This is a genomic window from Sphingomonas prati (assembly GCF_014643515.1).
GTDB classification, from domain to species: domain Bacteria; phylum Pseudomonadota; class Alphaproteobacteria; order Sphingomonadales; family Sphingomonadaceae; genus Sphingomonas_R; species Sphingomonas_R prati.
The window spans coordinates 1,175,097-1,195,128 of sequence record NZ_BMJP01000001.1 but is presented as its reverse complement, the minus strand read 5'-3'; the positions used below and the strand labels follow the sequence as shown (position 1 = coordinate 1,195,128).

Annotated in this window: 15 protein-coding genes; 7 read left to right on the top strand and 8 right to left on the bottom strand. The window is 67.9% G+C overall.

The features are described from left to right. The first annotated feature begins 34 nt into the window (after positions 1-34). Positions 35-2,278: a S9 family peptidase gene (locus IEX50_RS05450; RefSeq protein ID WP_157175282.1), complete on the top strand. Its 2,244-nt coding sequence runs from the start codon at positions 35-37 to the stop codon at positions 2,276-2,278. Between the two features lie 131 nt (positions 2,279-2,409). Beyond that, on the top strand, positions 2,410-3,084 hold the full coding sequence (locus tag IEX50_RS05445; protein WP_157175283.1) for a DUF1013 domain-containing protein: 675 nt from the start codon (positions 2,410-2,412) through the stop codon (positions 3,082-3,084). On the opposite strand, the gene IEX50_RS05440 is transcribed toward IEX50_RS05445, so the two are convergent. Then, positions 3,068-3,415: a GCN5-related N-acetyltransferase gene (locus tag IEX50_RS05440; RefSeq protein WP_157175284.1), complete on the bottom strand. Its 348-nt coding sequence runs from the start codon at positions 3,413-3,415 to the stop codon at positions 3,068-3,070. The genes IEX50_RS05445 and IEX50_RS05440 overlap by 17 nt on opposite strands. A gap of 62 nt (positions 3,416-3,477) precedes the next feature. Here IEX50_RS05440 and IEX50_RS05435 point away from each other — a divergent pair, with 62 nt between their 5' ends. Continuing rightward, a complete protein-coding gene (locus IEX50_RS05435; RefSeq protein ID WP_157175285.1) occupies positions 3,478-4,260 on the top strand; it encodes a transglutaminase-like domain-containing protein in 783 nt (260 codons plus the stop codon). 186 nt (positions 4,261-4,446) lie between these two features. Here IEX50_RS05435 and IEX50_RS05430 read toward each other — a convergent pair whose 3' ends face one another. After that, on the bottom strand, positions 4,447-5,247 hold the full coding sequence (locus IEX50_RS05430) for a DUF1206 domain-containing protein (RefSeq protein ID WP_157175286.1): 801 nt from the start codon (positions 5,245-5,247) through the stop codon (positions 4,447-4,449). Between the two features lie 68 nt (positions 5,248-5,315). Then, a complete protein-coding gene (locus IEX50_RS05425) occupies positions 5,316-5,969 on the bottom strand; it encodes an arylesterase (RefSeq protein ID WP_157175287.1) in 654 nt (217 codons plus the stop codon). 17 nt (positions 5,970-5,986) lie between these two features. On the opposite strand from IEX50_RS05425, the gene IEX50_RS05420 reads away from it, so the two are divergent. Together IEX50_RS05420 and IEX50_RS05415 are read left to right on the top strand one after the other, a co-directional pair. Beyond that, the gene (locus tag IEX50_RS05420; protein WP_157175288.1) at positions 5,987-6,679 is read left to right on the top strand and encodes an ABC transporter ATP-binding protein; all 693 of its coding nucleotides are present in this window, start codon (positions 5,987-5,989) and stop codon (positions 6,677-6,679) included. A 142-nt stretch (positions 6,680-6,821) separates the two neighbouring features. Further along, positions 6,822-9,317 (top strand): ABC transporter permease, encoded by a 2,496-nt coding sequence (locus IEX50_RS05415; RefSeq protein WP_157175289.1) that lies wholly within the window; start codon positions 6,822-6,824, stop codon positions 9,315-9,317. Between the two features lie 282 nt (positions 9,318-9,599). Here the strand turns inward: IEX50_RS05415 and IEX50_RS05410 are convergent, their stop codons facing one another. The 3 genes from IEX50_RS05410 to IEX50_RS05400 form a co-directional block, all read right to left on the bottom strand. Next, positions 9,600-11,141 (bottom strand): efflux transporter outer membrane subunit, encoded by a 1,542-nt coding sequence (locus IEX50_RS05410; protein WP_157175290.1) that lies wholly within the window; start codon positions 11,139-11,141, stop codon positions 9,600-9,602. Then, positions 11,134-14,313, bottom strand: coding sequence for an efflux RND transporter permease subunit (locus IEX50_RS05405; RefSeq protein WP_157175291.1), 3,180 nt, complete (start codon positions 14,311-14,313; stop codon positions 11,134-11,136). Before IEX50_RS05405 ends, IEX50_RS05410 begins: the two co-directional genes overlap by 8 nt. A gap of 105 nt (positions 14,314-14,418) precedes the next feature. Then, positions 14,419-15,603, bottom strand: a complete 1,185-nt coding sequence (locus IEX50_RS05400) for an efflux RND transporter periplasmic adaptor subunit (protein WP_157175292.1) — start codon at positions 15,601-15,603, stop codon at positions 14,419-14,421. Between the two features lie 145 nt (positions 15,604-15,748). Between IEX50_RS05400 and IEX50_RS05395 the strand changes: the two genes are divergently transcribed. Beyond that, positions 15,749-16,390, top strand: a complete 642-nt coding sequence (locus tag IEX50_RS05395) for a TetR/AcrR family transcriptional regulator (protein WP_157175293.1) — start codon at positions 15,749-15,751, stop codon at positions 16,388-16,390. A 73-nt stretch (positions 16,391-16,463) separates the two neighbouring features. Here the strand turns inward: IEX50_RS05395 and IEX50_RS05390 are convergent, their stop codons facing one another. Continuing rightward, positions 16,464-16,946, bottom strand: coding sequence for a Ros/MucR family transcriptional regulator (locus tag IEX50_RS05390; protein WP_157175294.1), 483 nt, complete (start codon positions 16,944-16,946; stop codon positions 16,464-16,466). Between the two features lie 418 nt (positions 16,947-17,364). On the opposite strand from IEX50_RS05390, the gene IEX50_RS05385 reads away from it, so the two are divergent. Next, positions 17,365-18,591 (top strand): dicarboxylate/amino acid:cation symporter, encoded by a 1,227-nt coding sequence (locus tag IEX50_RS05385; protein ID WP_157175295.1) that lies wholly within the window; start codon positions 17,365-17,367, stop codon positions 18,589-18,591. 74 nt (positions 18,592-18,665) lie between these two features. On the opposite strand, the gene IEX50_RS05380 is transcribed toward IEX50_RS05385, so the two are convergent. Further along, positions 18,666-19,940, bottom strand: coding sequence for a D-amino acid dehydrogenase (locus tag IEX50_RS05380; RefSeq protein ID WP_157175296.1), 1,275 nt, complete (start codon positions 19,938-19,940; stop codon positions 18,666-18,668). Positions 19,941-20,032 lie beyond the last annotated feature (92 nt).

Genomic DNA, 20,032 nt, shown 5'->3' with positions numbered 1-20,032 from the left:
CTAACAGGCGGGTGCCCCCTGTCCGGAGACAGCCATGTCGCTTCGCGTGCCCATCGTCCTTGCCGCCCTCTTGTCCACGGCCGCAGGTGCGCAGACGGTTCCGGCCCCGGCCGCAACGCAGCCCCCGAGGCTGACGCTGGACCGCGTGTTCGAGAGCCCGTCGCTCAACGGATCGGTGCCGCGCAGCCCGAAGCTGTCGCCCGACGGGACGCTCGCGACGCTGCTCAGGGCGCGGGCGGACGACCGGGACCGGTATGATCTGTGGGCGGTGGACACGACGACGGGCCAGTCGCGGATGCTGGTCGACAGTGCGAAGGTCGGCAGCGGGGCGGAGATTTCCGAGGCGGAAAAGATGCGGCGCGAGCGGGCGCGTGTCGGCGGCACGCGCGGGATCGTCGATTATGACTGGGCACCGGACGGCAAGTCGATCCTCGTGCCGATCGACGGGGACCTGTACCTGGCGGGGCTGAACGGGACGGTCCGCCGGCTGACCGCGACGCCGACGTCGGAGGTGGACGCGGAGGTTTCGACCGGCGGGCGCTATGTCAGTTTCGTGCGCGATCAGGATTTGTACGTCGTCGATACGGGATCGGGCGTCGAGCGGCGGCTGACCAGCGGCGGGGGCGGCACGGTGACGTGGGGATCGGCCGAGTTCGTCGCGCAGGAGGAGATGGACCGACACACCGGCCATTGGTGGGCGCCCAACGACGCGCGGATCGCGGTGGCGCGGGTGGACGAGAGCAAGGTGAAGGTGGTGACCCGGGCGTCGATCGGCGCGGAGGGGACGCGGTTGTACGAGCAGCGTTATCCGGCAGCCGGTACGCCCAATGCCGAGATCCAGCTGTATGTGATGGCGCCGGACGGGACCGGGCGGGTGAAGGTGGACCTGGGCACCGACCCCGATTTCTACCTGGCGCGGGTCGACTGGTCGAAGGACGGCGGGTCGCTGTATGTCCAGCGCGAGAGCCGCGACCAGCACCGGCTCGACCTGCTGGAGGTGGACCCCGACACGGGCAAGTCCAAGCTGTTGTTCAGCGAGACCGCCAAGACCTGGATCAACCTGAACGACGGGCTGCATTCGCTGGCCGACGGCAGCCTGATCTGGATGTCGGAGCGGAGCGGCTATGCGCATCTCTATCGCTACACGCGCGGCAAATGGTCGACGCTGACCAAGGGCGACTGGGCGGTGAAGGACGTGGTCGGCGTGGATGAGGTGGCCGGCAAGGTCTATTTCCTGGCGAACCGCGACAGCCCGATCGAGCAGCAGCTCTATTCAGTCGACCTGACGAAGCCGAAGGCGCCGGCGCAGCTGACCGAGGCGGGCTGGTTCAACGGCGCGACGATGGACAAGAGCGCGACCAAGGCGCTGGTGTTCCGATCGAACCCGACGCAGCCGCCGCAGGTCTATCTGGCCGATGCGGCCGGCACGCGCGTGGCGTGGATCGAGGAGAACCGGCTGGACGCGACGCATCCGTATGCGCCGTACCTGCCGCGCCATGTGGTGCCGGTGTTCGGCACGCTGAAGGCGAAGGACGGGAGCGAGTTGCAGTACAAGCTGCTGTCGCCGCCGCGCGAGCCGGGCAAGAAGTATCCGGTGTTCGTGCAGGTTTATGGCGGGCCGGGCGCGGGGCGGCAGGTGACGCGCAGCTGGGGCCCGGCGATCCAGCAATATCTGGTGGAGCGCGGGTGGATCGTGTTCTCGATCGACGGGCGCGGGACGCCGGACCGCGGCGCGGCGTTCGAGAACCAGATCTACAAGGCGATGGGGACGGTGGAGGTCGAGGACCAGCTGACCGGCGTCAACTGGCTGAAGTCGCAGGCGTTCGTCGATCCGGGCAAGATCGCGGTCAATGGCTGGTCCTATGGCGGGTATATGGCGTTGAAGCTGCTGGAGAAGGCGCCGGGCGTGTTCGCGGCGGGCGTTTCGGGTGCGCCGGTGACGCGCTGGGGCCTGTACGACACGCATTATACCGAGCGCTACATGGGCAATCCGGTGACCGATCCGAAGCCCTATGCCGCGTCCGACGCGCTGCCGTTCGCGACGCAGATCCGCGATCCGTTGCTGATGCTGCACGGCATGGCGGACGACAATGTGGTGTTCGAGAATTCGACGGCGTTCTATGCGAAGCTGCAGGAGGCCAAGCTGCCGTTCGAGATGATGGCGTATCCGGGCAAGACGCACGGCGTGTCGGGCGAGGGCGCGCAGACGCATGTGTGGCGGACGATCACCGATTTCCTGGAACGGCGCGTCGTGGGGGTGGAGCCGCCGGCCAAGTAAGCCGCGCCGGAGGGCGTCTGAGCTTGGCCACATCGCGGCTTGCCCTCGGTGGCCGTGGCGCTTACATTCGAGACATAATCAGGCCGCTCTCCACATACGGGGGGCGGCCCTTTCTTTATCCGGAGTGTTTCATGTCCCAGCCCCTCATGCCCCATGCGACCGCGTCGTGGCTGGTCGACAACAGCGCGCTGAGTTTCGAACAGATCGCGGCGTTCTGCGGGCTGCACATCCTGGAGATCCAAGCGATCGCCGACGACATGGCCGCGACCAAGCTGACCGGGCGCGACCCGATCCGCGCGGGCGAACTGAGCCAGGCGGAGATCGACAAGGGTCAGGCGGACCCGGCGTACCGGCTGGTCATGCTGAAGGGGCCGGAGCAGGTCCGTCGCACGAAGGGCCCCCGTTACACGCCGGTGTCCAAGCGTCAGGACAAGCCGGACGGCATCAGCTGGATCATCCGCAACCATCCGGAAGTGTCCGACGGCCAGATCGGCAAGCTGATCGGCACGACGCGCGACACGATTTCAAAAATCCGCGACCGCAGCCACTGGAACATCGCCAACATCACGCCGAAGGATCCGGTGACGCTGGGGCTGTGTTCGCAGCGTGAGCTTGACGCGCTGGTCGCCAAGGCGGCGAAGGCGGCCGGCATTGAAGCGCCGACCGATACGCGGCTGGACGGCGATCGCAGCGCGTTGATCGAGGAATTGCGCGCGCAGCGCGAAGCCGCAGCGAACGCACCGGAAGGGGCCGCGCCGAACCTGTTGCCCGGCGGCATGGTCGATCCGTTCAAGCGTCGGGATTGATCTGACTGGCGGCGATGCGGCGTTTGGCCGCGCGCCGCCATTCGAGCGAGCGGGCGTTGAGCGCGTGGAGGTCCGCGCCGTCCAGCACCAGATCGGCAAGCCGGACGGCCTCCGTCAAGACCGCGTCCGGCGCCTTCGCATAGGCCGGGCGGCCGGCAATATGATCGTACCAGCAACCACCCACCGCATTGTCGAGCAGGATACGCTGAAAACAGTGGTTCGCCGATACTGGCCAGTCGCGCGCGGCCGCGGATCGTGGCAGGGTACGCCGGGTCAGATCCAGCCAGCGCGCCTCCAGCAGCGCGCGGTCGTCAAGCGAGAGCGATGTCATCGAACGGAAACGCGCGGGCCGGCGGCCTGTTGCGGGTGGATTCACAGGGGGGACAGCCAGGCATGCGGCTCAGGATCGACGCGACTTTGGATTACCAGCTGCCGGAGCCCTACGACGTCCTGCTCGCGATCGAGGCAGCGCCGACCGCGGACCAGCGGCTGATCGAGGATGGGCTGATCGTGCAGGGCGCGGGGCCGCTGCGCACCGTGCCGGGTGAGGACGGGGTCGGGCGGCGGACGCTGATGCGCGGCCTCGGCGGGCGGTTGCTCGCGACCTATCACGGGGTGTTCGATGTCGAGCGGCCGGCGTCGCGGCTGTCGGGGCTGGGGAAGGCGGAGACGCGCGACCTGCCGGGCGACGTGCTGCCGTTCCTGTGGCCGAGCCGCTATTGCGAGAGCGACAAGTTCTTCGGCTTCGTCCACCGCGAGTTCTCGAATGTCGAGGGCGGCGACAAGATCCTGGCGATGGCGGACTGGATCCATCGCCACATCGATTACGTTATGGGATCGAGCGACGGGACGACGACGGCGGTCGATTGCTTCGTCCACCGCGCGGGCGTGTGCCGCGATTTCGCGCATCTGCTGGCGAGCCTGGCGCGCGCGGACGGGATCCCGGCGCGGGTGGTGTCGGCCTATGCCTGGGGGCTGGAACCGGAGGATTTCCACGCGGTGGTCGAGGTGTGGCTGGATGGCGACTGGCATCTGGTCGATGCGACGCGGTTGGCGAAGACCGAGGGGATGGTGCGGACTGCTGTCGGGCGCGATGCGACGGATATCGCGTTCATGACGGTGTTTGGGAGTGCGCGGTTGAATTTCCAGGAAGTGCGGGTGACGCGGTTGGATTGAGGGTTTTTGGGGAGCTAAGTCCGTTTGGTTCGAGCCTGCGCGGAGTTCTCGACAGGCTCGAACCAAACGGGTGGGGGGTGAGTTCTTTGGCCTCTAGGGCTGAGCTAAGTTTGAGGTTGGCTTCTCGGCTTCGCTCGAAGCGTCCCTCGACTTCGCTCGGGATGGACGGTTCGCGAGGGGATTACCTTACGAAGTCACCACCCGGATGTGGCGATAACGCGCCTCCACAAGACTGTAGAGGCCGAAGCAGAAGAGCCCTGCCGCCACGATGCCGAGGAGGATCGGACCATAAGCCTGGTCCTGCAGTTCGGACAGGGCCTGGCCCATGCCGCCGGCGCGGGCGGCTTCGCTGGTCCAGGCGGCCATGATGAAGAACCAACCGATGATGACGAACACGACGGCACGGGCGGCATAGCCGAGGCGGCCGATGGTGCGCACGTGGCGCGGGGCGGGGGTGGCGCCTTCGAGGTCCTTGAGGAAGCTGGACTTGTACGCCTTCATCGCCTGCGTGCCCGCGACGACGAACAGAGCGACACCGACCAGACCGATCAACAGCGTGCCGGCGGGCTGTTCGAGCAGCCAGCGGGTCCAGTCCTGCGCGCTTTCGTCGCCGGGGGCGGCGCCGCCTTCGACCGGGCGGCGCAGCGCGAGCTTGGCTGCGGTCCAGGCGAGCACGACGTGGGCGATGCCGCTGATCGCGTAACCAAGCCGCTTGAAGGCGCCCTTCGCATCGGTGCCGACGCGTTCGGGGTCGAACGCCGCCTGCGTCAGCCGCCAGAAGGCGTAGCCGGCGAGGCCGAGCGTGATCGCGCCGAGCAGGACGCGGCCGAACGGTTCGTCGATCAGGCTGGCCATCACCGCCTGGTTGTCGTTCGGGCTGGCCCCGGTGCGGGCCGCGTCGATCGCGAACCAGCCGACCAGAATATAGACCAGCCCGCGTGCCGCGAAGCCGAGCCGTGCGAGCCAGTTAGCGCCCTGTTCCGTCATGATATTGTCCCCCCGGAATGTCGTTCCGGAGGCTCAATGGACGAGCGGCGTTCCCGTTCCTTGGTCGGTCAGCGTAATGCGGCGCGGACCGCGGGCAGCATGCGGCGGACGATGACGGTCACGCCGCGTGCGTTGGGGTGCATGCCGTCCGCCTGCAACAGCGTGCGGTTGCCCGCCACGCCGTCGAGGAAGAAGGGGTAGAGCGGCGCGCGGTACTTTCGCGCGAGCAGCGGGAAGATCGGTTCGAACGCGGCGGCGTAGGGGCGGCCCATGTTCGGGGCGGCGCGCATGCCGGCTACCAGCACCGGGATTTTGCGGCGGCTGAATTCCGCCAGGATCGCGTCGAGATTGGCGCGGGTCTGCGCCGGTTTCAGGCCGCGCAGCATGTCGTTCGCGCCGAGTTCGACGATGGCGAGATCGGGCTTCGCTTTCAGCCCGCGCAGCACCCAGGCGAGCCGCGCGCGGCCTGCGGCGGTCGTGTCACCGGAGACGCCGGCGTTGTAGACGCGCGCGGGTTTGCCGCTTGCGCGCAGCGCGGCCTCGAGCCGGGTTGGGAAGGCCTGTGCGGGGGAGAGGCCGTAGCCGGCGGTCAGGCTGTCGCCGAATGCCAGGACGAGCTTGTCCGCGGCGAGCGCGGGGGTGGCGAACAGCGCGAGTGCCGCCGCCGACAGCGCTTGGAGAAGCCGCGCCGCCCGTCCATAGGGAGTCGTCCTGCCAGTCATCGGGTATCCTTCACGCCATGCCGACCGACTCTATCGCGATCCGCGCGCGCAATGTCACCCTCGCGCTCGGCCGGGGGGCGGCGCGGGTGGAGATTTTGCGCGGCATCGACCTGGATATCGCGACCGGGGACAGCGTCGCGCTGCTCGGCGCGAGTGGCTCTGGCAAGTCGTCGCTGATGGCGGTGCTGTCCGGGCTGGAACGCGCGACGAGCGGCGAGATCCTCGTCGCGGGGGCGGATTTCGGGAAGCTGGACGAGGATGCGCTGGCGCTGGCGAGGCGGGGGCGGATCGGGATCGTGTTGCAGGCCTTCCATCTATTGCCGACCATGACGGCGCTGGAGAATGTGGCGGTGCCGCTGGAGCTGGACGGGGTGGCGGAGCCGTTCGTCCTTGCCGAGGCGGAGCTGAAGGCGGTCGGGCTGGGGCACCGGATCGGCCATTATCCGGCACAGCTGTCCGGCGGGGAGCAGCAGCGCGCGGCGATCGCGCGGGCGATCGTGTCCGGCCCGGCGATCCTGTTCGCGGACGAGCCGACGGGAAACCTGGACGAGGCGACGGGGGCGGCGGTGCTCGACCTGCTGTTCGCGCGGCGGGCGGAGACGGGGGCGACGTTGCTGATGATCACGCATGACCGCGCGCTGGCGGAGCGGTGCGACCGGGTGCTGGAGATGCGCGACGGGCGGATCGTGAACGATCGGCGGACGGCGTGATTGTGGCTTTGTTGAAAAACGCTTTGGTATCCCCGCGTAGACGGGGATCCGGTTCTGCTTCTCCTTCTGGCCGTTGCAGTTGGGTTCAACCTGGACCCCCGCGTCCGCGGGGGTACGCAGTGATGGCGTTGGGGTCCGTCGCATGAGTATCGCCTGGCGGCTGGCTTTGCGCGATTTGCGTGGCGGCTTGGTCGGGCTGCGGCTGCTGGCCGTTTGCCTGTTTCTCGGTGTTGCAGCGATTGCCGGGGTCGGGTCGCTGTCTTCCGCGATTGTCGGCGAGTTGCGGTCGCAGGGGCGGGTGATCCTGGGCGGCGATCTGTCGCTGTCGCTGTCGCAGCGGCAGGCGACGGCGGCGGAGCGGGCGGGGATCGCGCGGCTGGGGCGCGTGGCGGAGAGTGCGTCGCTGCGCGCGATGGCGGCGCGGACCGACAATGCGGAGGCGGTGCTTGCCGAGTTGAAGGCGGTCGACGGGGCTTATCCGCTGTATGGGCGGCTGACCGTGGTGCCGGGGGGGCGCGTGGCGCGGCCGGGGGGCGGGCAGGTTCTGGTGGCGCCGGCGCTGGCGGAGCGGTTGCGGGTGCGCGTGGGCGATCCGGTGCGGCTGGGCGATGCGACGCTGACGGTCGGCGGGATCATCGCGGAGGAGCCGGACCGGGTGGGCGACGGGTTCGTGCTGGGGCCGGCGGTGCTAATCGGCATGGCGGATCTGGCGCGCACCGGGCTGATCCAGCCGGGCAGCCTGTATAACTGGCGGTACAAGATCGCGATGCCGGCGGGCAGCGATGCCACGGCGGCGGGCGTCGCGCTGAACCGCGCGTTTCCGGAAGCCGGGTGGCGGGTGCGCGACAGCAGCGACGGCGCACCGAGCACGCGGCGCTTCATCGAACGGATCGGGCAGTTCCTGACGCTGGTTGGGCTGACCGCGTTGCTGATCGCCGGGATCGGGGTCGGCAATGGGGTCGGCGCGTATCTCGACGGCAAGCGGCCGGGGATCGCGACGTTGAAGACGCTGGGGGCGTCGTCGGGAACGATTTTCCGGATCTACCTGATCCAGGTCGGGCTGGTGGCGGTCGCTTCGGTTGCGTTGGCGCTGGTGGCGGGGGCGCTGGTGCCGTCGCTGGTCGTGGCGCTGGCGGGCGCGGCGTTGCCGGTCGCGCCGGGCTTTGCGATCCAGTGGCGACCGTTGGCGCTGGCGGCGGCATATGGGTTGCTCGTGACGTTCGCGTTTGCGCTGGCGCCGTTGGCGCGCGCGCGGGCGGTGGGGGCGGCTTCGCTGTTTCGTGGTGGGGTGGAGCGTGCGGGGCGGCCGCCTTGGCGGGTCGTGTTGGGGGTTGCCGCGGCGATCGGGACCGCGGCGGCGCTGGCGATCGGGACGGCGCGGGAGCCGTTGTTCGCGGGCGGGTTTCTTGGGGCGGCGGCGGTGTTGCTGGGGTTGCTCGCGCTGATCGGCTGGGGCGTGCGGGCGGGGGCGGCACGGTTGCCGCGGTCGCGGCGGCCGTTGCTGCGGCTGGCGATCGCGAACCTACATGCGCCGGCCGCGCAGACCGACCGGCTGGTGGTGGCGCTGGGGCTCGGGCTGAGCCTGTTCGCGACGCTGGCGGTGATCCAGACCAATCTGGGCGGGCAGATCCGCAGCACGGTGCCGGATCGCGCGCCGTCCTTTTTCATGCTCGACATCCCGTCGGCGGAGATCGACCGGTTCCGCAGTGTCGTGAGCGGGGCCGCGCCGGGCAGCACGCTGAGCGTCGTGCCGTCGCTGCGCGGGCCGGTGGTCGCCGTGAAGGGCGTCCGCGTGACCGAGATGAAGAATGTGCCGGAGGGCGCGTGGATCCTGCGCGGCGACCGCGGGCTGACGTTCGCGCAGGATTTGCCGGACGGGAACCGCATCACCGAAGGCAAATGGTGGCCGCGCGACTATGCCGGGCCGCCTCTGGTGTCGATGGATGCCGCGGCGGGCAAGCTACTGGGTCTGAAGGTCGGCGACGCGATCACGGTGTCGGCGCTGGGTGTCGAGGTGCCGGCGACGATCGCGTCGTTCCGCGAGATCAAGTGGGACAGCCTGGGGTTCAACTTCGTGCTGATCTTTTCGCCCGAGACGTTCGCAGGGGCGCCGTTCAACTACATGGCGACGCTGGACCTGGCGCCGGAGCGCGAGGCGGCGCTGAACCGGGCGGTGGTGGGGGCGTTCCCGTCGGTCAGCCTGATCCGCGTGAAGGATGTAATCGAACAGGTCGGGACGCTGCTGGGGCAGCTGGCGACGGCGGTGGCGGCGGCGTCTGCGGTCGCGATCGCGGCGGGGATCGCGGTGCTGGTCGGGGCGATCACGGCGTCGCGTGCGGCGCGGGTCTATGACGCCGTGCTGCTGAAGATGCTGGGCGCGCGGCGGGTGCAGATCCTGGCGGTGCAGGCGATGGAATATGCGGTGCTGGCGCTGCTGGTGTCGGCGGTGGCGCTGGCGGTCGGCGCGGGGGCCGGGTGGTATGTGGTGGTAAAGGTGTTCCAGCTGGAATGGGGGCCGGACTGGTCGGTCGTGCTGGGGACGCTGGCGGGGGGTGTGGTGCTGATCCTGGCGATCGGGCTGGCGGGGGCGCTGCCAGCGCTTGCGGCGCGGCCGGCGCGGGCTTTGCGGGATATGTGATGGGTTTGGCTCGAGGCTTTAGCGTATTGCTTGGGATGCTGTTGGCTTCTCTGCTTCGCTCGAAGGGTCCCTCGACTTCGCTCGGGATGGGCGGGATTTTGAAAGCAAGCGCCGTTTGGTTCGAGCCTGTCGAGAACTCAGCGCGGAGTTCTCGACAGGCTCGAACCTAACGGGAGTGGGGTTTGGGAGTGGGAAGTAGCGTCAACCGTCCGCGTTGCGTCTGGTGACACCCCTCTCCCCAGCCCTCTCCCCGGAGGGGAGAGGTGGCTTGTTGCGCCTTCGTTAGCGGGGCTGGACGGGCGTGACGGCTGCGAGCGGGGCGGCGTCGCCGGGGCGGAGCGGGGGTGGGGGGCCTAGGCCGCCGCCGAGGGCCGCGTAGAGCGAGACGAGGTTGGTGAGTTCGTTGCCGCGTAGGGTGATGAGCGCCTGTTCCGCCGAGAACAGGCTGCGTTGCGCGTCAAGGACCTCCAAATATTGCGCGACGCCGTTCTGGTAGCGCGACTGGGCCAGCTGCGCGAGCGTGCGTTGGGCGGTGACGGCGCGGACCTGGGCGGCGATCTGTTCGCGCAGGTAGCGGCGGCCGGCGAGCGCATCGGCGACTTCGCGGAAGGCGGTCTGGACGGTCTTCTCGTAGGTCGCGACCGCAATGGTTTCGCGGGCACGGGCGACGGTGAGGTCACCCTTGCGTGCGCCCCAGTCGAAGATCGGCAACGAGATCGACGGGCCGAAGCTCCAGCCCAGACCCTCCGGCCCGATGAGGTTGCCGAGCTGCGACGAGGTGTAGCCCGCCTGGCCGGTGAGCGTGATCGACGGGAAGAAGGCGGCGCGCGCGGCGCCGACATTGGCGCGGGCGGCGCGAAGCTGTTCCTCCGACTGGAGGATGTCCGGGCGGTTGGCGAGCAGTTCGGAAGGCAGGCCGGCCGCGATATCGCGGATGATGCCCTGGTTATCGAGCGTCGAGGCGGGCGCGAGCGTCTCCTCGTCGATCGGTTGCCCGACGAGCAGCCGGACGATGTTGCGTTGCTGCGCCCGCTGGTTGCGAAGCGAGGCGGCTTCGGTTTCGGCCTGGGTCACCAGCACTTCGGCCTGGCGGTAGTCGAGTGCGGAGGTGACGCCGGCGTCGAGCCGGAGCTTGGCGATCCGCAGCCCTTCGCGGCGTGACGCGATCGTGCGGTCGGCGAGATCGGCCTGTTCGGACAGCGAGCGTGAGGTGAGGTAGGCGGTCGCCAGATCGCGGATCAGCGACAGCCGGAACGCGCGTTCCGCCGCGACGGTGGACAGGAAGTTCGATCGCGCGGCCTCGCTGAGGTTCGCGACGCGGCCCCAGAAATCGAGTTCGAACGAGGTGACCGCGACGCCGACATTATAGGTGTTGAACGTGAAGCCGTTCGGCGTTTCGGCACTGCCGTCGGTCGGGACCGTCGTGGATCCGCCGGTCTGGCTCTGGATCGATGCGATGCCGGCGCGGCGGCGTGTGGCACTGCCCGTCGCCGCAAGCTGCGGCAGCTGGTTCGCGCGCTGGATGCGATACTGGCCACGCGCTTCTTCGATCCGCGCGACGGACACGCGCAGGTCGCGGTTGTTCACGAGCGCAATCGCGATCAGTTCGCGGAGACGCGGGTCCTGGAAATAATCCTGCCAGCCGATCGCGGTGGCCGGGACGGAGCCGCCCGCGGGCAGCACCTCGGCCGGATAGTCGGTCGCGGTGCTGAGCGCCGGGGTGACGTGCTTGGGCGCCATGTTGCACGCCGACAGCGCGGTGGCGGCGAGCAGTGGCCACGCCAGGCGGGGCTGTGACCGGGCGCGTTGGGAACGATCATGCATGGGTCGGTTCCCCATCCTTGTGGCCATGGTCCTCGCCGGTGTGCGCGTTGGGGGCGTGCGGTGCCTTTCGCGTCAACCAGCGGCGGACCGCGATGTAGAAGAGCGGGATGAAGAAGATGCCGAGGATGGTGGCCGCGATCATCCCGCCCATCACGCCAGTGCCGACCGCACGCCGGCTGGCGGCACCAGCGCCCGTCGAGATGAAGAGCGGCACCATGCCCAGGATGAAGGCAAGGCTGGTCATGATGATGGGGCGCAGCCGGAGCTTCACCGCCTCCATCGTGGCATCGAACACGCTCTTGCCCTCGGCCTCCTGCTCGATCGCGAATTCGACGATCAGGATCGCGTTCTTCGCGGCGAGACCGATGATCGTGATCAGACCGACGTTGAAATACACGTCCGCCGAATAGCCGCGCATCATCGTAAACAGGATCGACCCCAGCACGCCGAGCGGCACGACCAGCAGCACCGCGACGGGCACCGTCCAGCTTTCGTACAAGGCCGCCAGCAGCAGGAAGACGACGATCAGCGACAGGCCGAGCAGCAGCCCGATCTGGCCGCCGGACTGGCGTTCCTCGAACGAGGTACCGGTCCATTCATAGTCGAACCCGCCGGGGACCTTTGCGACCAGCTGTTCCATCTCGGTCAGCGCGTCGCCCGTCGAATAGCCGGGCTTGGATTCGCCGGAGATCGAGGCGGAGGGGTAGCCGTTGTAGCGTTGCAGCTGCGGCGGCCCGACCGTCCAGGTGGCGGTGGTGAAGGCGCCGAACGGCACCATGTCGCCCGCCGCGTTGCGGACGCGCAGGTTGAGGATGTCCGCAGGCGTCATGCGGTAGGGGGCATCGGCCTGCAGATAGACGCGCAGGACGCGGCCATCGCGGTTGAAGTCATTCGCATAGGCGGAGCCGGCCGCGATCGAGAGCGTGGTGTTGACGTCGCCGATCGACAGGCCGAGCGCGCGGGCGCGGACGCGGTCGATATTGACCTTCAGCTGCGGCGCAGGCTCCATCCCTTCGGGACGGACATTGGCGAGCACCGGACTTTGCGATGCCATGCCGAGGAGCTGGTTGCGCGCGGCCGTCAGCTCTTCCTCGCTCTGGCCGCCGCGGGCCTGGAGCCGGAATGAGAAGCCGGTGGCGTTGCCGAGCTGCTGGATCGGAGGCGGGGTGAGCGTGAAGATGATCGCCTGCTTCACCGTCGACAACGCGCCGAGCGCCTTGCCGGCGAGCGTCGCGGCGCTGTTTTCCACGCCGGGTCGATCCTCCCACGGCTTCAGCGGTGCGAACACCATCGCGGTTGATTGACCCTGGCCGAAGAAGCTGAACCCGCGGACGGCGATCACGTTGGCAACCTGCGGCTGCGCGTCGAAGAACGCCTGCGTCGCGCGGATCGCCTCGTCCGTCCGCTGGCGCGTGGCACCGGGCGGCGCCTGGATGACGGAGATTGTGTAGCCCTGATCCTCCGAGGGGAGGAAGCCGCCGGGGAGCCGGGTGAACAGCAGTGCGGTCAGCCCGAAGAGCAGGAGCGCGACCCCAAGCCACCGGACCGGGCTTTTCAGGATCGAGCCGACGCCGCGTTGATATTTGTCGGTGGTGCGCGCGAAGCGTTTGTTGAAGCCGCCGAAGAAGCGCTGGACGAAGGGGAAGCGCGACGGCTTCTTCTCCTGCTCATGCGGTTTCAGCAGGGTGGCGCAGAGCGCGGGGGTGAGCGTGAGTGCGAGCAGCGCGGAGAAGGCGATCGAGACGACGAGCGTGATCGAGAACTGGCGGTAGATGCCGCCGGTCGAGCCGGGGAAGAACGCCATCGGCACGAACACCGCCATCAGGACAAGCGTGATGCCGACGATGGCGGTCGTGATCTGGCCCATCGCCTTGATCGTCGCATCGCGCGGCGACAGATGTTCCTCCGCCATGATGCGTTCGACATTCTCGATCACCACGATGGCGTCGTCGACGAGGATGCCGATCGCGAGCACCATGCCGAACAGCGTCAGCACGTTGATCGAGAAACCGAACAGCCAGAGGCCGAGGCAGGCACCGGCCAGCGCGATCGGGACAACGAGCGTCGGGATGACCGTGGCGCGCCAGTTCTGGAGGAACAGAAACATGACGAGGAAGACGAGGATCATCGCCTCGACGAGTGTCTTGATCACTTCCTCGACCGACACGGTGATGAATGGTGTCGTGTCGTAGGGAATCGACCAGGCGACGTCGGCAGGCAGGCCCTTGGCCAGTTCCGCCATGCGGGCCTTGACGCCTTCGCCGGTGGCGAGCGCGTTGGCGCCGGTGCGCAGCTGGATTGCCATGCCGGCCATCGGCTTGCCGTTCAGTTCGGTGCCGGTGCTGTAATCCTGCGCGCCCAGTTCGACTCGACCGACATCGGCCAGCGTCACGGTGGACCCGTCTGGGTTCGCTCTCAGGATGATGTTTTCGAACTGCTGCGCGTTGGTGAAGCGGTTCTGTGTGATGATCGTGGCGTTCAGCTCGCTACCCTTGGCGACGGGCTGATCCCCCAGCGAACCGCCGGCGGTCTGGCTGTTCTGTTCGGTGACGGCGGCAAGTGCTTCTGCCGAAGACAGCCTGTAGGTGGCGAGCTTGTCCGGATCGAGCCAGATGCGCATTGCGTACGGGCTGCCGAACAGGCGGATGTCGCCCACGCCGGGGACGCGGCGCAGCTCGTCGATGATCTGGTTGGAGGCGATGTTGCCGAGTTCCGTGCTGTCCGTTTCACCACCCTTGGAGGTGAGTGCCACGATCTGCAGGAAGCCGGCATTGGCTTCGCTGACCAGCACGCCCTGGCGGCGGACTTCCTCGGGCAGACGCTGTTCGACGCGGCGCAGACGGTTCTGGACGTCCATCTGCGCCGTATCGATGTTCGTGCCGGACTCAAAGTTCACCGTGATCGATGCGGTGCCGTTCGAAAGGCTGGTCGACGACATGTAGAGGAAGCCCTCCACGCCGTTCAGTTCCTGTTCGATCACCTGCGTCACATTCTGTTCGAGCGTGGCGGCATCGGCACCAGGATAGGTGACGGAGATCTGGAGCGAGGGCGGGGCAACGTCCGGATATTGCTCGATCGGCAGCGCGCGAAGCGCGAGGATGCCGCCGAGCAGGATGCCGAGCGCGATCACCCAGGCGAAGACCGGGCGGCCGATGAAGAAGCGGGAAAACATGGGGCCTAGCCTTCGTGAAGCTGGGAACAGGTGCGCGCACGACCGGACCCGTCATGACGCGGCGGCGTCACGAGACGGGTCCGGGGGGACGGCGGCTTCATCGGATCAGCGCTGCGCCGCCGCCGGGGCGGCTGGCGACGCCGCGGCGGGACGGCGACCCGCGGGTGCGGCGATCCGGACAGGTGCGCCGGGTTGCGCCTTTTGCGCGCCGTTGACGATGACGCGGTCACCGGGGCGCAGGCCTTCGGTCACGACCCAGTTGCTGCCTTGCAAGTCGCCGACGCGGATTTCGCGGACGGTGGCGATGTTGTTCTGGCCGACGATCATGACGGTCGCGCCCTTCGGCCCGATCGTGACCGCGCGCTGCGGCACGGTGATGCCGCGCGTGTCGGTGCCGGCCGACACCTTCGCACGCACGAACTGGCCGGGCAGCAGGTAGCGGTTCGGGTTCGGGAATTCGGCGCGGAGCGAGACGGTGCCGGTCGATTCGTCGACCGACATGTCGAGGAAGTCGAGCCGGCCCTTCGGACCGTAGGGTGTGCCGTCTTCCAGCGCGAGCGAGACCTGGACCTTGTTCAGGTTGGGCGTCTTGACCAGTCCGGCGGCGATGTCGCGTCGGAGCTGCATCAGGTCGCTGCTTGATTGCGAAAAGTTCACGTAAATCGGATCGAGCTGTTCGATACGAGTAAGCAGCGTTGCGCCGGTGGCACTGACGAGTGCGCCCTCGGTCACTTCGGCGCGACCGGCGCGGCCCGAGATGGGGGCGACGACATTGGTGTAGTTGAGCGTCAGGCGGGCACGATCGGCCTGTGCGCGGGCGTTGGCGACGTCGGCCTGGCCGGTCCGCTGCTGCGCCACGGCGGCGTCATATTCCTGCTTGCTGATCGCTTGCTGTCCGACAAGCGGCTGATAGCGGGCGACGACCTGAGCTGCATTGCGGGCAGAGGCTTCGCTGCGGCGCAGCGTAGCCTGGGCGGCTTCGAAGTCGGCGCGGCGTTCGCGGGGGTCGACGCGGAACAGCAATTGGCCGGCGCGGACGTCGGTGCCTTCCTCATATGTGCGCCGTTCGACGATGCCGTCGACGCGGGCGCGGACCTCCGCCGTTCGGATCGCCGCGACGCGGCCGGGGAGTTCGACGACGTGGGCGACCGACGTCGGCTGAATCGTCACTATTTCGACTTCGGGCGGTGGTGGGGCGGGGGGTGCTTCCTGCGCGCACGCCGGCAGCAGGAGTGCCAGCGCGAACGCAAGCGTGACGCCAGAGGCGCCGTTTTTCAGACTGGCGAACATGAGCAACGAGCCCCTTTTTGTTCTGTATCGGTCGATATGATGAACGATCGGTTTCGAGCGGACTCGACGCCTTGTGTCACAGTATGTAATGTATGATACACTACGCGTCAAATCGCTTTTGCGCCGCAGCATGGAATCACGATCAATGGGTACGGCAGACGAGCACACCCCCGAAACCGGGCGCCGCGAGCGCCGCGCGGAAGCGATGGTCACCGCGGCGGGCGAACTGTTCCTGGAGCGGGGCTTCGATGCGGTCAGCCTGACGCAGATCGTGCGCCGATCGGGCGGTTCGCTGTCGACGCTCTACGATCTGTTCGGCAGCAAGATCGGACTGCTGGGTGCGGTGGTCGACGCCGAGCGGTTCGACGGGATCGGCCGTTTGCGCGTCATTCTGTCAAAGGATGGGGCGCCGGCGGACATTCTGTTCGAAGCGGCGTGCCACCTGATGGATCTGATGGGTGATCCGCGGTTCGTGGGCCTGATCCGACTGGTGATGAGCGAGGCGCTGACGTCGCCTGAGTTCGCGGCACGCGTCTATGCAGGCAACAATGCGCCAATGATGAATGAATTCATCGCGCTGTTCAGGCGGTGGAATGCCGAGGGCCGCACACATGTGCCCGACCCGGAGCTATCCGCCCATATATTCAACAGCATATTCTTCCAGGCGCCGCAGTTGCGCGCCGTATTCAGCGATGCGGAAGCGCCTGGGCAATGCGACAAGCAGCGGACGATGCGGCATGTCGTCGCGATGTTCCTGGCGGCGGCCGGGACGGCGCGACCAGACTGACCGATCTGTTCCGATCGATCATGAAAACGCGACGATCCGCGACTGCATGGCGCAGCCGCGGATCGTCATCGGATCAGGCGTCGTTGCTCTGGTCGGCGTCGGCGGCGGCCTTCTTGGCGCGCGGCTTGCGCTCCGGCTTGGCGGGGGCGGCGGCGGGCTCGACCTTCTTGCGACCGAGGCCGAAGCTGTGGGCGAGTTCGCGGCGACGCTCACTATAGGCCTTCGCCGTCATCGGATAGTCCGACGGCAGGTCGAAGCGTTCGCGATACTCGGCCGGCGTCATGCCATTCTGCGCAAGATGGCGCTTCAGCATCGTGTACGGCTTCCCGTCGATCATCGACAGGATGTGGTTCGGGTTGGACAGCGACTTGCGCGCCGACACGGCCGGTTCCGGCTTCCCGGCTGGCTCGGGCTCCTGCGGCTCGCCAAGGCCCGCCATCGCTTCATATGTCGCGCGGATCAGGCCGGGAACTTCGGCGGTCGCGACATTATTGTTCGAGACATGGGCAGAAACGATATCGGCGACGAGGCCGAGGAGATCTTCGTTGGCAGGCATGGAATAGAGTGTCCTTTGTATCAGAGCGAGCCGGCCGGTGGATTGCACCCGTTCCGAACCTCGCTTTTGGTCACTTAGGGAATTTGTATACACTATCCAAGTCAATGTTTCGATTTTTTATTGATTTTAGGTCGAACCTGCAATCTCGTCAGTAGATCTGAATTACCGATATGTCACATGCGTCTTTTGAACGATGTTGCTGAACTGTTCTTCCGTAGACACGATTTGCTGCCTGGCGCCGCAGTCTCGCGCAATCATTGGAAAATCTGCGTTTCGGCGCGGTCCCGCAACGGAAGACCGCGGAACTGACGTCCGTTACACGTAGCATGGACAAGCAGGATCGGCTTGCCGATGAAGGTGACAGGACGGATTATTTCGTTCGGGGCGGCCATGGGACCGGAATCGAAGCAATGACGATATGGCGATGACCGGGCGGATCGTGCTGGCGCTGGTGTCCGGCCTGGCGGCCGGTGCCGGGCTTGCCCATGTCGAAGTCGCCGGGCCGCTGGCGGTGGCCGAGCCGATCGGGCAGGCGTGGCTGGCGGGGCTGCAGATGACACTGGTGCCGCTGGTCTTTGGCCTGCTGGTGACGGGGATCGCCTCGGCGGCGCTGTCGGTGCGTGCGGGCGGCGTTGCGGGGCGGGCGATCCTGCTGTTCGCGGTCGCGCTGCTCGCGTCGGCGACGTTCAGCGCGGCGGCGACGTCGGCGATCCTGGCCTGGTGGCCGGTGCCGGCGGGCGGGGCGGCGGCATTGAGTGGCGCGGTGGCGAGCGGGGCGGCGATCCCAGCGGGGGCGGTCGAGCCATCGGCGGCGTGGCTAGTCGGGTTCATACCGGTCAACCCGATCCGCGCCGCGGCGGACGGCGAGATGGTCGGCGTCGTCCTGTTCGCGCTGCTGTTCGGCTTTGCCGCGACGCGGATAAAAGCAGAGCAGCGCGCGGTACTGATCGCGTTCTTCGAGGCGATGGTGGACACGTTGCTCGTCGTGGTCGGTTGGGTCCTGTGGCTCGCGCCGATCGGGGTGTTCGCGCTGGGGCTGGTTGCGGGATACCGGTCTGGACTGGCGAGTGCGGGCACGCTGCTGCATTACGTCATGGTCGTTTCTGCGGTGTGTCTGGCGCTGACTATGCTGATCTATCCGGTGGTCATGCTGTTCGGGCGGATCGGGGCGGGGCGGTTCGCACGGGCCGCGGTACCGGCGCAGGCGATCGCGTTCAGCACGCAATCGTCGATCGCGGCATTGCCCGCGATGATCGCGGCGTGTGACGGGCCGCTGGCGGTCTTGGCGACGGTACGGAGTATCGTGCTGCCGCTGGCGATCTCGCTGTTCCGCGTGACGAGTCCGGCGGCGAACCTGGCTGTCGCGATCTATATCGCGCAGTTGTACGGGGTGCCGCTGTCGTTGGTCACGCTGACCGTTGGGGTGATGGTGGCGGCGCTGGTCAGCCTGGCGGCGGTCGGGTTGCCGGGGCAGATCACCTTCTTCACGACGATCGGGCCGATCTGCCTGGCGATGGGGTTGCCGGTCGGGCTGCTGCCGCTGTTGCTGGCGGTGGAGACGATGCCGGATATCTTTCGCACGACCGGGAATGTGACGGCGGACATGGCGGTTGCGCGGATCATTGGGCGGCGGCGGGAGGTTTAGTCCGGCGCCTTTTGTTCGAACTCAGTGCGGAGTTCTCGACAGGCTCGAACCAAACGGGGTGGGCTGTTGCTAGTTTACGCGTTTACAGGACTGTACCGTGCGTAGGACAGGTCCGCGTAGTCAATGTCGGGCGTGGCGCCGGTGATGAGGTCGGCGATGAGGCGGCCGGAGCCGCAGGCCATGGTCCAGCCGAGCGTGCCGTGGCCGCAGTTGAGCCAGAGGTTGGCGATCGGCGAGGCGCCGACGATCGGCGGGCCGTCCGGCGTGGCGGGGCGCAGGCCGGTCCAGTATTGCACGGCGTCGAGATCGGCGGCGCGCGGGAAGAGGTCGGTCAGGCTGAGGCGCAGGACCTCGGTCCGCTTCGACGGCAGGCGCGTGTCGAAGCCGGCGAGTTCGGCGGTGCCGCCGACCCGGACGCGGCCGCCGAGCCGCGTGATGCCGATCTTGTAGGTTTCGTCCATGACGGTGGACAGCGGCGCGCCGGCTGGGTCGGCGACGGGGGCGGTGAGCGAATAGCCCTTGAGCGGGTAGACCGGCAGGTCGAGGCCGAGCGGGCGGGCGATGTCGGCGGAATAACTGCCGAGCGCCAGCACGACCTCGTCAGCGCGGTAGGTCTGGCCGCCGGCGAGCACGTGGTCGACGCGGCCGTCCTTTGCGACGATCGAGTCGATGTTGGTGTCGTGGACGAAGGTGACGCCGGCGTCGGCCGCCATGCGCGCCAGTTCGCGGGTGAAGAGGTGCGCGTCGCCGGTCTCGTCGCCAGGGAGCAGCAGGCCGCCCGCGATCGGCGCGGTGGCGGCGGCGAGGCCGGGTTCCTGCGCGAGGACGGCGGCGCGGTCGAGCATACGATGTTCGACGCCGAGTTCGCGCAGGACGGTCACGTCCTTGATGGCGGCGTCGACCTGCTTCTGGGTGCGGAACAATTGCAGCGTGCCGCCTTCGCCGTGGTCGTAGGCAATGCCGGTTTCGGCGCGGAGGAGCCGGAGCATGTCGCGGCTGTAGGTGGCAAGCCGCATCATGCGCGACTTGCCCGTCGCGTAGGCCTCCGCCGTGCAGGCGGCGTTGAAGCGGATGAGCCAGGCGAACAGCGCGCGGTCCATGCGGGGCTGGACCTTGAGCGGGCCGTGCTTCATCGCGAGCCAGCGGAGCGCCTTCACCTGCATGCCGGGGCCGGCCCAGGGGGCGGAATAGCCTGGCGAAACCTGGCCGGCATTGGCGAAGCTGGTTTCCATGCCGACGCCCTCGCGTCGTTCGATCAGCGTGACCGCGCAACCGGCCTGCGCGCAGTACCAGGCGGTCGCGACGCCGACCACGCCGCCGCCGAGGACGAGGACCGACCGGCCGGTCATGCGCTTGGACCCATGAAGGTCGGGCAATAGAGGCGCGCTTCGGGTTGGATCACGGCAAGTCGGCTTTCGCAGGATAGTGGCATCGGAGACTA